Here is a 13,332-nt window from a genome sequence, read left to right as displayed (position 1 = left end):
GCAGAGCCATGACGCGGAACGGAATTTACCGTTGCTAAAGGCCCTTCGACACGAGATAACGGCTGCATGGTGGCTGCCGAATGCGTAGACAATCCCAACCTCAAGCACGGTCGCAGGCCTTTTCGAAGAAGTCGATGATGGCTGCGTTCACTGCATCAGGCCGTTCTAGAAACCCGAGATGGCCGGCGTCGGATATCTCCAGGTATCGCCCTTTTGGCAAAGAGTCGGCGACTTCGGCGCCGAGGTACGGCGGCATCACCAAATCGTCAGCGAAACCAATCACCAGCACCTCAGCGGTGATCCTCCGGTACGCGGGGCGTCGATCTAGCTGTGGGGCGACCCCATACTGAGCACGGATACCCGGAGTCACCTTGGCCGGCCACCTGGTGAACATGTCGATCCAGTCCCGCACCGCGTTCTCGTCGTTGAGCGTCTTGGGTGAAAAGCTCTCGATCAGACGGAGTTTCGCTTCGTAAGTGGGAGGAAGCTGCACACCGGAATCAGCGAGGTCTCGTTCGGCGATCCGGAAGAAATCCCGTGTCCTATCGTGGCGGCCCCGGGTAGCCATCAGCACTGCCTGGCTCACCAGTTCAGGGCGACACAGCATGAGTTCCTGTGCGATATACGAACCCATGGAGACGGCTACCAACCGTACCGGCGCCAGTTCGAGTTGCTCGATCAACGCCGCGGTATCCGCCACCATCGTGGCCGCGGTGAAGCCGTGAGCTTCCGACGTCGCGCCGACACCGCGGTTGTCGAAGGTGATGACGCGATATCCGGCTGAGCGAAATGCTGGAACCTGATAGAGGTCCCAGGTGCGTCCCAGCCCGCCCTGTCCCGCTATCAACAGAACGGGTTCACCGTCTCCCCGGTCCTCATACGCAAGGTTCACGCGCCTGCCGCCCGCCGACGCCTACGCGTCCAGACGGGCGAACTCGCCCTGTCGGTATTGCGCAACGCACTCGGCACGGCGGACCTTTCCGCTCGTTGTTATCGGAATCGACCCGGGGGAGACTAGAACCAGATCCGCGACGCCAAGGCTGTGGGTATTGAAGATCGCAGAGGTAACTTCGCGTTTGACAGCCGAAAGCTGTTCTCCGATGCCATCGGAAGGATCTGCCCGCTTCCGCACCTCGATGATAACGACGAGTTTCTCGGTATGGCCGTCGGGCACTGCGATCGCCGCACACCGGCTTCGGCTGATCTCCTGAATCGTCGCCTCGATGTCATCGGGAGAGTGGTTGCGCCCGTATACGATCAGCAGATCCTTGATACGGCCGATGACGTACAACTCACCCTCGAAGATGAACCCCGAGTCACCGGTGCGCAACCAGGGGCCGCCGGGGGTGCCGACCGACGGCGCTTCCAACCATGCACCGAAGGTCACCTCGGTCTCGTTCGGACGCTGCCAGTATCCGGCCGAGACATTGTCACCATGCACCCAGATCTCGCCCACAGTCCCGGCCGGGCACTCGGTTCGCGTCTCCGTATCCACAATCCGGATCGCCGGTGCCACCGGGACGCCGTAACTGACCAGGGGCGTGCCGGCTCCGTCAGCGCAGCGCTGCGCCGTGCCGGCGGACAACGCATCGGACTCGAATCGCACTATCGCCGGCGGTTCACCGGATTCGCGCGTGGCCACATAGACCGTGGCCTCCGCCAGCCCGTAGGACGGGCGGATCACCGTCGGCCCCAGGTCGAACCTGCCGAAGTGCCGGGTGAACCGCTCGAGAGTGGCCGGATGGACCCGCTCGCTTCCCGTGATGATGACAAGAACATCGGAGAGGTCCAGGCCGGCCATATCGCCGTCAGAGGTCTTGCGGACCGCCAGCTCGAACGCGAAATTCGGTGCTGCCGTGTAGGTTCGGCCGTTGGTCGCCAACTGCTGGATCCAGCGGGCCGGCCGTTGGAGGAAGGCGACCGGGCTCATCACCACGGCGGGGACCCCGGCCAGCACCGGGGCGCAGACGCCCAGATACAACCCCATGTCGTGGTAGAACGGCAGCCAGGACACGATCGTGGAGCCTTCTGGGACGACGTTCCCAAAATCCGCGAAATAGCCGGACATCAACTGTTCGAAGTTTGCCAACAGGTTCCGGTGCGACATCATCACGCCGGCAGGCTGACGAGTCGAACCCGAGGTGTACTGCAAATATGCTGTTTCCGTTAGGCTTTCGGGCTGAGCGTGCGTTCGGCCCGGGGCATCGAGGCTCAAGTTGTCGACCTCGACGATCGACGGCGGCGCCTGGCCGGGCTGAATGTTGGCGTAGTGCGCATCGACGTAGCCGGCCACGGCGCCGGCGACCGCCGATGTGGTTAAAACGACCGTCGGCGACGCGTCCTGCAACACCGAACTGACGCGTTCATCGCTGACGCCGCCGAGCGGGACAGCCAATGGGACAGCGATCCGTCCGGCCTGCATCGCACCGAAGAACGCGACGATGTAGTCGAGCCCTTGTGGAGCCAGCACCAGCGCACGATCCCCCAGCGAACCGACGCCTCGGAGTTCGCGCGCGAGAATTCCCGTCCGCCGGTGCAGCTGCGAATAGGTCAAACTCTCGGGGACTCCATCCCAGTTCGTTTCATAATCAACAAACGTCACTGCCGTGTCGTCGCCTTGGAGCGCGGCACGTTCGGACAGCAACGTCAAAATGGACGTCTCACCCACGGCCACAGAGTAACGCCATCACTGCATTCATATATCCAAATATCAGCAAACCTTGCCTACCCGAATCCGAGATAACAATCGGGTCATTCATTCGAGCAATCTCCGCTTCGCCCCCACGGTTGACGCAGCGGCGGCACCGTATCTGATCTTGTATGTAGCGGAAGTAACGAGCGTCGATGCCCGAAGTATTTGAAACCGGAGATATCTTCGCTGTGGATTGCCCGGAATCTGAGACAAGGCACTACAGCGAACTTACCGTTATTGGTTGTGACCGCCCGATTCGGGCGCTGGGCACCAAAGCCGTGTGACCACACAGCGGCGATTTTGCGCCGCTCAGCGCGCAAATTCAGGGCATCGAGCCTGACAGCGGTCGACCGCGGAAAGGCCTGTGGGAGGAGGGCAATTGACCGCATCCGAAACCGTGCGCGAAGAATGTACAGCCCCGAATTCCGGCAGTCCGGGCAAGGCCGAGCGTGCGCTGCCCGTGACCCCGGTCGCCGTGATCGGCATGTCCTGCCGACTCCCCGGCGGCATCGATTCGCCTGAGCGATTGTGGGAATCCCTGCTACGCGGCGATGACCTGGTCACCGAGGTTCCGCCGGACCGCTGGGACGCCGACGAGTACTACGACCCAGAACCGGGGGTGCCGGGCCGGTCGGTCTCAAAATGGGGCGCGTTTCTCGACGATGTCGCCGGCTTCGATGCCGAGTTCTTCGGAATCAACGAACGCGAGAGTGCAGCACTTGACCCGCAGCATCGATTACTGCTGGAGACTTCCTGGGAAGCCATGGAGCACGCCGGCCTCACCCGCGAGGCCCTGGCGGATTCGCTTACCGGGGTATTCGTCGGTCTGACCCACGCCGACTACCAAATGCTCGCCGCCGATGCCCAGGCGTTGGAGGCGGCATACGGGTTCAGCGGCAACAACTTCAGCCTGGCCTCCGGGCGAATCGCTTACGCCCTCGGCGTTCACGGTCCCGCGCTCACCGTAGACACCGCCTGCTCGTCGGGTCTGACCGCGGTGCACCTGGCCTGCCGCAGCCTGCACGAAGGAGAGAGCGATCTCGCGCTGGCCGGGGGTGCCACCTTGGCCCTCGACCCGCGCAAGTTCGCATCGGGTTCCGCAGAGGGAATGCTGTCGGCGACCGGGCGCTGCCATGCCTTTGACGTCGCGGCCGACGGCTTCGTCGGCGGGGAGGGGTGCGCCGTCGTGTTGCTGAAGCGACTGCAGGATGCCCTGAGGGACGGCGACCGGATCCTGGCGGTGATTCGCGGTACTGCCGCCAACCAGGACGGCCACACCGTCAACATCGCGACGCCCTCCGATGCGGCCCAGACTGCGGTTTACCGCGCGGCTCTGAGTGCGGCGGGGGTCGACCCTTCGACGGTCGGCATGGTGGAGGCGCACGGTACCGGGACACCCGTCGGAGACCCGATCGAATATGCCAGTCTGGCAAGGGTTTACGGAGTCTACGGACCTTGTGCGCTCGCATCGGTGAAGACCAATATGGGTCATGCTCAGGCGGCTTCTGGAGCCATAGGACTGATGAAGGCGGTCCTCGCGGTCCAGCACGGCCTGATTCCGCAGAACCTTCATTTCCACCGCCTGCCTGAACGGCTAGCCGACATTGAGACGAAATTGTTCGTCCCCCAGTCGACTACGCCGTGGTGCACCAACGGTCATCATCCCCGCAGGGCGGCAGTGTCCTCGTACGGGCTGTCGGGGACGAACGTGCACGCCATCTTGGAGCAAGCACCCCGACAATTGGTGTCCGAGGCCGCGGCAGCGGAAGCATCGCCCGCGTCGGAAACAACGATGATCTTCCCGATTTCATCGACCTCGTCAGACGAGCTACGACGTACGGCGGGCCGGCTGGCCGAATGGGTCGAAGCACACGACGACGTCGCCCTGACGGATCTGGCCTACACCCTTTCCCGTCGACGGGTACATCGCCCGGTGCGAACCGCGGTCAGCGCAAGCACGCGGTCGGAACTGCTCGCAGCACTGCGTGAGGTCGCGAACGGCGAAACCCCCTATCAAGCCGCCGTGGGCCGTGACGACCGCGGCCCGGTCTGGGTGTTCTCCGGCCAAGGTTCCCAATGGGCAGGTATGGGCGCCCAGCTGCTGGCGACTGAGCCGATGTTCGCCGCTACCGTGGCCGAGGCGGAGCCGCTCATCGCCGCCGAATCCGGATTCTCGGTAACCGAGGCGATGTCGGCGCCTGAGGTGGTAACGGGTCAGGACCGGCTGCAGCCGACGTTGTTCACCATGCAGGTCGCGATGGCCGCGGCCATGACAGCGCACGGCGTTCGGCCCGGTGCGGTCATCGGCCACTCTCTGGGTGAGGGCGCGGCGGCGGTCGTGGCGGGTGCCCTGTCGCTGGAGGATGGGCTGCGCCTGATCTGTCGCCGGTCTCGGCTGATGTCCCGAATCTCCGGCAAAGGCGCCACAGCGGCCGTGGAATTACCTGCCAAACAGATACTTTCGGAGTTGACCGGCCGCGGTATCGCCGACGTCGTGGTGGCTGTCGTGGCATCGCCACAGTCGACCGTCATCGCAGGCGCCACCCAGACAGTCCGCGATCTCGTCGCGGACTGGGAACAACGTGGGGTGATGGCGCGCGAGATCCCGGTCGACGTGGCTTTCCATTCGCCACAGGTGGAGCCGATCGTCGGCGAACTCGCCGACGCGCTCGCCGACCTCGAACCCATGACTCCGGAGATCCCGTTCTACTCGGCAACCCTGTTCGACCCGCGAGAGCAGCCCGTGTGCGATGCCGATTACTGGGTGACGAACATGCGCCGGATGGTCCGCTTCGCGGCCGCCGTACAGGCCGCGTTGGAGGACGGCTACCGGGTCTTCGCCGAACTCTCACCTCATCCGTTGCTGACCCGGGCCCTGGAACAGACCGCGTCGGGCCGCGAGACGCCGATGGCTGCACTGGCGGCCATGCGCCGTCAGCAACCGCTGCCGCATGGGTTGCGCCAGCTGTTGATCGACGTCCACAGCGCAGGGGCTTCGATCGATTTCTCGGTGCTCTGTCCGGCCGGCGAACTGGTGGAGGCGCCGCTGCCGACGTGGACCCACCGGCGACTGTGGCTGGCCGGGAGTGGCCAGGAAACGCCCACCCACGGTGGTTGCACCATCGCCGTACACCCGCTGTTGGGGGCCAGTGTTCGGTTGCACGAGGAACCTGAGCGCTACGTGTGGCAGGCCGACATCGGTACAGCCGCCCAGCCCTGGTTGGCCGATCATCAGATCCGAGGTGTCGCGGTAGCACCTGGTGCGGCTTACTGCGAGATGGCGCTGGCTGCGGCGCGGGCTGTGTACGGCGATTCCGGCGAAGTCCGCGACATTCGCTTCGAGCAGGCGCTGCTTGTCGACGACCACATCGTGGTGAGCTCTTCAGCCTCGATGTCGGCTCCTGGCACCGCCTCCTTCACGGTGCAAACCGACGAGGACGGCCAGCAGACGCGGCGCGCTACCGCGGTCCTACACGCCGAGGCAGACGGACAGCAGCCTCCTGCCTACGACGTGACGGCAGTCCTGTCCTCCCATCCCGGCGAAGAAGACGGCGCAGAAGTGCGCAATCGAGTCGGCCAGCACGGTATCGAGTACGGCCCGGCGTTCACCGGTCTGATCACGGTTCGTACCGGTGAGCCACCAGCGCGCACTGTGCTCGCTGAAGTCGCGCTGCCGAGGTCGATCCGCTCGCAACAGGATGCCTATGGCGTGCATCCGGCACTTCTGGACGCCTGTTTCCAATCGGTCGAGGCTCATCCTGACGTCCGGGCGCTCGGCGGCGACGCGCTGGGATTGCCGCTCGGCGTCCGGCGGCTGCGTATCTTCGAGTCAGCTCGCAACGCTCACTACTGCTACACCCGGTTGATCAAAGCCGATGCGACCGGCATCGAGGCAGACATCGACGTACTCGATGAGGCCGGTAACGTCCTGCTGAGCGTGGAGGGGTTGCGGCTGGGCGCCGCTGCCTCCCAAAGCGGGCACGACGACCAGCTGCTCAGCGAGAGATTGTTGACCGTCGAATGGCGACAACGAGATCTACCCGAGGTGGAGTACGCCGACGCCGGATCATGGTTGCTGATCGGTGAATCAGACGGCGCCGACGGGGTGGCCGAGCAATTGTGCGGGCTGTTGACGGCCCGCGGCGCCCAGTGCACGAGCATGAGTTGGCCAGACCAGGAGGACGACTCGGAGACCTGCGAGCAACTCGCAAACCATCTGCGCACCGGCCGATTCACCGGCGTGGTGATCCTCATGTCCCCGAACAACGGTGACCACGCCGAGCAGTCGCCCCTGCTGGGTCGCGAGTACGTGCGTCACATGGTGCACATCACCCGCGAATTGCCGGAAATCAACGGAGAATTGCCACGCCTGTATGTCGTGACTCGCAACGCCCAGACAGTAGTCGCCGGCGATGTCGCGAATCTGGACCAGGCCGAATTGCGGGGATTGTTCCGGGTCATCGGCACAGAGCATCCCCACCTGGCCGCCACTCAGATCGATCTCGACGCCGCCACCGATACCGAGCAGGTGGCACGGCAACTGTTGAGCGCATCCGAAGAGGACGAAACCGCGTGGCGTAATGGCCGGTGGTACACCGCACGACTATGCCTGGCCCCATTGCGGCCGGAGGAGCGACAGACCACGGTCGCCCACCTCGATCGCGACCGAATGCGGCTGCAGATCCGCACGCCGGGCGATCTGGATTCGATGGAGCTCGTTGCGTGCGAACATGTTCCGCCAGGACCAGGGCAGATCGAGGTCGCGGTAACGGCATCTAGCATCAACTTTGCCGACGTTCTCGTCGCGTTCGGCCGTTACCCCGCCTTCGACGGACGACTGCCTGCGCTCGGCATCGACTTCGCCGGGGTGGTGACCGCGGTCGGACCCGGCGTGACAGATCATCGGGTGGGTGAACATGTGGGAGGCCTGTGTGCCGAAGGCTGTTGGGCGACGTTCGTCACGTGCGATGCGCGATTGGCGGTGCCCCTGCCCGGAGGCCTGACCGACCACGAAGCGGCCGCCCTGACCATCGCCACCGCGACCGCTTACTACGGGCTGAACGACATGGCGCGAATCAAAGCTGGGGACAAGGTGCTGATCCACTCGGCGACGGGCGGCGTAGGCCAGGCGGCGATGGCGATCGCACAGGCTGCCGGAGCCGAGATCTTCGCGACCGCCGGCAGTGAACAGCGTCGTCAGTTGTTGCGCGACATGGGTGTTGAGCATGTATATGACTCACGCTCTGTGGAGTTCGCCGATCAGATACGCGAAGACACTCAGGGTTACGGCGTGGACATCGTGCTGAATTCGGTGACCGGCGCAGCTCAGCGTGCAGGTCTGGAACTACTGGCATTCGGCGGCCGTTTCGTGGAGATCGGCAAACGCGACATCTATGGCGACACCCGGTTGGGGCTTTTCCCCTTCCGCCGCAACCTCTCGTTCTATGCCGTCGATCTGGCGTTGATGTCCGTCAGCCATCCCGACCGGCTCCGCGAGCTACTCGAAACGGTGTATTTGCTCACCGCCGAGGGGGATCTGCCGATGCCTGAATACACCCGATATCCATTGGCCGACGCTGCCAACGCGATTCGGATGATCAGCGGTGCACAGCACACCGGCAAGCTCGTGCTCGACATCCCGCACACCGGCTCCAGTCGGCTGGTCGTTCCGCCCTCCGCGGTACGGGTGTTCCGCACCGATGGCGCCTACATCGTGACCGGTGGGCTCGGAGGACTCGGATTGTTCCTGGCAGAGAGAATGGCGGCCGGTGGGTGTGGCCGTATCGTGCTGTCTTCACGCTCACAGCCCACTGCCGCGGCATCGGACGCCCTCGAGCGGATCCGGGCCACCGGTGTCGACGTCCGCGTCGAATGCGGCGACATTGCCGAGGCCGTTACCGCTGAGAAGTTGGTGGCCGTCGCAACCGCCGGCGGCCTGCCGCTGCGCGGCGTATTGCACGCGGCCGGGGTGATCGAAGACGCGGCCTTGACCACCATTACCGACGATCTGATCGAACGCGATTGGGCTCCAAAGGTTTACGGTGCATGGAATCTACACAACGCCACCGCAGACCAGCCTCTGGACTGGTTCTGCTCGTTCTCGTCCGCGGCGGCTCTGGTCGGTTCACCGGGACAGGGCGCATACGCCGCGGCCAACAGTTGGCTCGACGCGTTCAGCCTGTGGCGGCGAGCCTTGGGCTTGCCTGCCACCTCGATCGCCTGGGGACCTTGGGGGCAGATCGGCCGAGGCACCGCTCTCGCGGAGAGCACGGGAATGGCCATTGCGCCCGATGAAGGCGTCTACGCGTTCGAAGCGTTGCTGCGGCACGATCGTGCCTACACCGGATACGCACCGATCGCCGGGGCGCAGTGGTTGTCCGTGTTCGCCGAACGCAGCCCCTTCGCCGAGGCATTCCGGTCAACCGGCCATGGTGCGACGGGCACGAGCAAGTTGCGGGCGGAGCTGGGCGAGCTGCCTCGGGAAGAGTGGGCCGCCAAGATCAGGCATGTGATCTCGGACCAGGTCAGCGTGATCCTGCGCCGAAGTGTCGATCCCGACCGCTCTTTGTCCGAGTACGGCATGGACTCTCTGGGTGCGCTCGAGCTGCGCACCCGCATAGAGAGCGAAACAGGAATTCGCATCTCGGCCACCGGAATCACCACAATTCACGGGTTGGCCGAGTTGTTGTGCGAAAAACTCACCCCGGTCGAGGCGGCATGATGACTGGCGCCCAGAGCTTTGTGGGCATGCCGAGGGCTGGGCCGGACGCGTCGTGGTTGTCGCGGCGACTGCAGACCGATCGCTTGGAATATCTCGATCGCAGCGACGTGGATGATCTGAAACAAAAGGTTGTGCGCGCGATCGATCGGGGCGGGAACCGACGGCGCTTCGGCACATACGAGAAGTACGCGCGAATGGCACTTGCCGAAGTAATCGAAACCCCAGCGCCGAGAATCCTCGAGCTCGGCTGCGGCCTCGGCGGTTTATCCCGCAAGTTGCTGGAGCTCCATCCCAGCGCCGAGGTGACCATAACCGATGTCGATCCATCATTCGTGTCCGAAATCTCGGCCAGTGACCTGGGTCGCCACCCCAGGGCTACCGTCCGCGAAATGGATGCCACTGCCATCGATGCACCGGACGGTTCTTTCGACCTCGCGGTGTTCGCATTGTCGTTGCATCACTTGCCGCCCGAATCGGCCGCCCGGGTCTTCGCAGAAGGCACGAGAGCAGCCGAGAAGTTGATCATCATCGACGTCCACCGCCCGTCAGCGCCGCTGCATCTGGCGATGCTGGCCGCGACCATGCCGTTCATCCGGATCGCGGTGATACACGACGCGGTGATCAGCGGCCTGCGTGCCTACAGCACGTCGGCGCTGCGGGCGCTGGCTCAGCATGCCGACCCGGCGATCAACCTGGAGTTCCGACACCGCCGAATCGGTCCGACGGTGCTCGTGGCACGCCGTGGACAGCAAACAGACTCTCCGCCATGCGGAGGGCGCATCGACTGAGCGAAAACGTTGCGCGACGAGTGACCGGACACTGGTCGTCACACCTGCGGCAGGTCGATACTCCGGTGACCTCGGAATGCGCCGGGAAGGTGCCGGAACATGTTGCTATACAGTGGTTTTTCCGATCATTCGACCCCGACCGAACGGCCGAGGAGGCAGCCGGACACCCCACGGGAGCAGCGGCGGGCACTGGCTGACAGGGCACCTCCGACGCTCGGCGGAAAACCGGCGAGAGAATTTCCCGAGAACCCGAACAGCAAATAGCCTAGGCGGTAGCATTCCGAACATGTGGGGGTCGTTGGCCGCTCTGGCACTCTTGACGACGATCAACCCTGTGCGCCTCGGCCTCATTCTTCTGGTCTTGTCTCGGCCTCGGCCGATGAAGAACCTGCTCGCATATTGGACCGGAGCCCTCGCGGTGGGGATGGCCACCCTGCTCATTCCGCTGATCATCCTGCACACCGCCCCCTCGTCCGCCTCGTTTGCCGACAAGTTCGCCGACCCGACATCGAGCCCGGCCGCACAGCGCAGCACTATCGGCACGGGAGCCGCCCTGCTGTTGATCGCCGTCGCGATCGGTGTTCACGCCCTGGTGCGATCGCGCGCTACGGAACACAGCGCAGTCCGGGCAACCACCGGACCGGACGGCGATACCAAAACCTCGACGATGCTGATGGATTCGTCGGTGCCGCTGGCGCTCAGGCGCTTTCTGCATCCGGACTCCGAGGACGACGCCGAGAACAAATCGAAGGTTCGGCGCTTGGCCGCCAAGGCCCGTTCGGCATGGCGGGACGGATCGCCGTGGATCTCGTTCTTCATCGGCGTCTGGTTCCTTCCTCCATTGGACGGAGTTTTCTTCGCCCTCGGTATCGTCATCGCCTCGGGCGCATCCACTGGGGTGCAAGTCGTAGCCCTGGTCGCGTTCGTTATCGGCGTGTTGACCGTCGAGGAGACCATCCTGGTCAGCAACCTGTTCGCGCCGCAGCGCACGCAGGCGGTCCTGCGCACGGTCCACGACTGGGCGCACGTGCACCGGCGCAAATTCGTGGCGGCGATCTTGATAGTCGTCGGACTTTCACTGGTGGCCCGCGGCCTGGGTGGCCTCTGACCAGATTCGGCTACCGCCCGATCACCGGCTCGGTATCATCTTCGCGGCAAAAGTTACGAACGTTGTTTCCTGGAGCGGGCCCACATGTGCGCACACGTCGAGCGGTTGGAATTCCAAGCGGAGGCACGCCAGCTGCTGGAGCTGCTGGTTCATTCTGTGTATTCCCACAAAGACTCGTTTCTGCGGGAATTGATCTCGAACGCTTCTGACGCGCTGGACAAGTTGCGACTAGAAACGATGCGCAACAAGGACCTGAATGCGGATGCTTCCGATCTCCATATCGAGATCGAAGTGGGACACGACCCCCGCACGCTGACCGTGCGCGACAACGGGATCGGGATGACCCACGACGAGGTCGTCGACCTGATCGGCACGTTGGCCAAGTCCGGAACCGGCGAGCTGCGCCAGCGGTTGCGCGAGAGCAAGAAGGCCGCCGATTCCGAGGATTTGATCGGTCAGTTCGGCGTGGGCTTCTATTCGACGTTCATGGTGGCCGATGAGGTCGAGCTGCTCACCCGAAAAGCCGGCGAGAGCGGCGCCACCCGGTGGGTGTCGAGCGGTGATGGCACGTACACCATCGAGTCCCTCGAGGATGCACCCCAGGGCACCTCGGTCATCATGCACCTCAAACCAGAGGATCTCGAGGATCAGCTTCCCGACTACACCGCCGAGTGGAAGATCCGAGAGCTCGTCAAGAAATACTCCGACTTCATCGCCTGGCCGATACGGATGCAGGTAGAGCGCCGGATCCCCGCCCCCGAAGAGGGCGGACAAGACACCGTGACCACCGAGACTCAGACTCTCAATTCAGGCAAGGCTCTGTGGGCCCGACCGAAAGACGAAGTGTCCGAGGAGGAATACCGGGAGTTCTACAAGCACATCGCCCACGCCTGGGACGATCCGCTCGAAGTCATCACGATGAAGGGCGAGGGCACCTTCGAATACCAGGCGTTGTTGTTCATCCCCTCCCACGCCCCGTTTGACCTGTTCACCAGGGATGCAAAGACCGGTGTGCAGCTCTATGTCAAGCGCGTCTTCATCATGGGTGACTGCGACGAACTGGTGCCGCGATACCTACGTTTCGTCAAAGGCGTTGTCGACGCCCAAGACATGTCACTCAACGTCTCCCGCGAAATCCTCCAGCAAGACCGGCACATCACGGTCATCCGGCGACGACTGACCAAGAAGGTCCTCTCGACGATCGGTGATCTCCAAACCGGGCGGCCCGAGGACTACCGTACGTTCTGGACCCAGTTCGGCGCAGTCCTCAAGGAGGGCCTGACACATGATGCCGACAACCAGGACGCCCTCCTGCGGGTTTCGTCGTTCGCGTCGACCCGCAGCGTGGAGGAACTCACCACTCTGGACAGCTACGTCGAGCGGATGAAGGACGGGCAGACACAGATTTTCTATGCCACCGGCTCCTCGCACGACCAGCTGTTGAAGTCGCCTCACCTTGAGGCCTTCAAAGCCAGAGGCTACGAAGTGCTGTTGCTCACCGACCCGGTTGATGAGGTGTGGGTCAGTGCGGTGCGGGAATTCGACGGTAAGGCACTGCAATCGGTGGCCCAGGGCGAAGTGGACCTCGACCCCGAGGACGAAACCCACAACGCAGAGCGGGAGGAGCATTTCTCTGATCTGCTCACCTGGTTGCAAGAGACCTTGACCGACCACGTCTCCGAGGTCCGGTTGTCCACCCGCCTGACCGAGTCGCCGGCCTGCCTGATCACGCCGAGTTTCGGCATCACGCCGGCGCTGGCCCGCATGTACCGTGCCTCCGGACAGGATGTTCCGGCCGGCAAACGGATCCTGGAGATCAATGCCGGACATCCACTCATCACTGCCCTGCATCAGGCACACAAGAACCGGGGTGAAGATGCCGGGGCTTCGGCGCAACTCGCCGAGACAGCCGAACTGCTCTATGGGACAGCACTTCTGGCGGAAGGCGGCGAACTCGAAGATCCGGCGACATTCGCGGCACTGCTCGCAGACAGGCTGGCCCGCACGGTGTGACCCGGACGAG

Annotated in this window: 6 protein-coding genes; 4 read left to right on the top strand and 2 right to left on the bottom strand. The window is 63.8% G+C overall.

Going from position 1 to position 13,332, the window contains the following annotated elements; genetic code table 11:
• Positions 1-100: 100 nt before the first annotated feature.
• Together K6L26_RS05730 and K6L26_RS05725 are read right to left on the bottom strand one after the other, a co-directional pair.
• Positions 101-892, bottom strand: a complete 792-nt coding sequence (locus K6L26_RS05730; protein WP_019346793.1) for an alpha/beta fold hydrolase — start codon at positions 890-892, stop codon at positions 101-103.
• A gap of 21 nt (positions 893-913) precedes the next feature.
• Complete coding sequence (locus K6L26_RS05725) at positions 914-2,668, bottom strand: AMP-binding protein (RefSeq protein ID WP_043369576.1); 1,755 nt, start codon at positions 2,666-2,668, stop codon at positions 914-916.
• A gap of 484 nt (positions 2,669-3,152) precedes the next feature.
• Here K6L26_RS05725 and pks2 point away from each other — a divergent pair, with 484 nt between their 5' ends.
• The 4 genes from pks2 to htpG all read left to right on the top strand — a co-directional run bounded on the left by pks2 (position 3,153) and on the right by htpG (position 13,322).
• Positions 3,153-9,413 carry a sulfolipid-1 biosynthesis phthioceranic/hydroxyphthioceranic acid synthase gene (gene pks2 / locus K6L26_RS05720; protein ID WP_165588876.1) on the top strand — a complete coding sequence of 2,087 codons (6,261 nt, stop codon included), beginning with the start codon at positions 3,153-3,155 and terminating at the stop codon, positions 9,411-9,413.
• Entirely contained in the window at positions 9,410-10,201 is a 792-nt protein-coding gene (locus K6L26_RS05715; protein WP_043368632.1) for a class I SAM-dependent methyltransferase, read from the top strand. The genes pks2 and K6L26_RS05715 overlap by 4 nt, the downstream gene beginning before the upstream one ends.
• A 286-nt stretch (positions 10,202-10,487) precedes the next feature.
• Positions 10,488-11,309: a GAP family protein gene (locus K6L26_RS05710; RefSeq protein ID WP_230983395.1), complete on the top strand. Its 822-nt coding sequence runs from the start codon at positions 10,488-10,490 to the stop codon at positions 11,307-11,309.
• A gap of 84 nt (positions 11,310-11,393) precedes the next feature.
• On the top strand, positions 11,394-13,322 hold the full coding sequence (gene htpG / locus K6L26_RS05705) for a molecular chaperone HtpG (protein ID WP_019345636.1): 1,929 nt from the start codon (positions 11,394-11,396) through the stop codon (positions 13,320-13,322).
• Positions 13,323-13,332 lie beyond the last annotated feature (10 nt).

Source organism: Mycobacterium farcinogenes (assembly GCF_019739075.1).
Taxonomy (GTDB): domain Bacteria; phylum Actinomycetota; class Actinomycetes; order Mycobacteriales; family Mycobacteriaceae; genus Mycobacterium; species Mycobacterium senegalense.
This window is presented reverse-complemented; position numbering and strand designations above follow the sequence as displayed.

Coding starts and splice junctions, on each gene's coding strand:
- K6L26_RS05715 (WP_043368632.1), top strand. CDS start 9,410: ATGATGACTGGCGCCCAGAGCTTTGTGGGCATGCCGAGGGCTGGGCCG.
- K6L26_RS05710 (WP_230983395.1), top strand. CDS start 10,488: ATGTGGGGGTCGTTGGCCGCTCTGGCACTCTTGACGACGATCAACCCT.
- htpG (WP_019345636.1), top strand. CDS start 11,394: ATGTGCGCACACGTCGAGCGGTTGGAATTCCAAGCGGAGGCACGCCAG.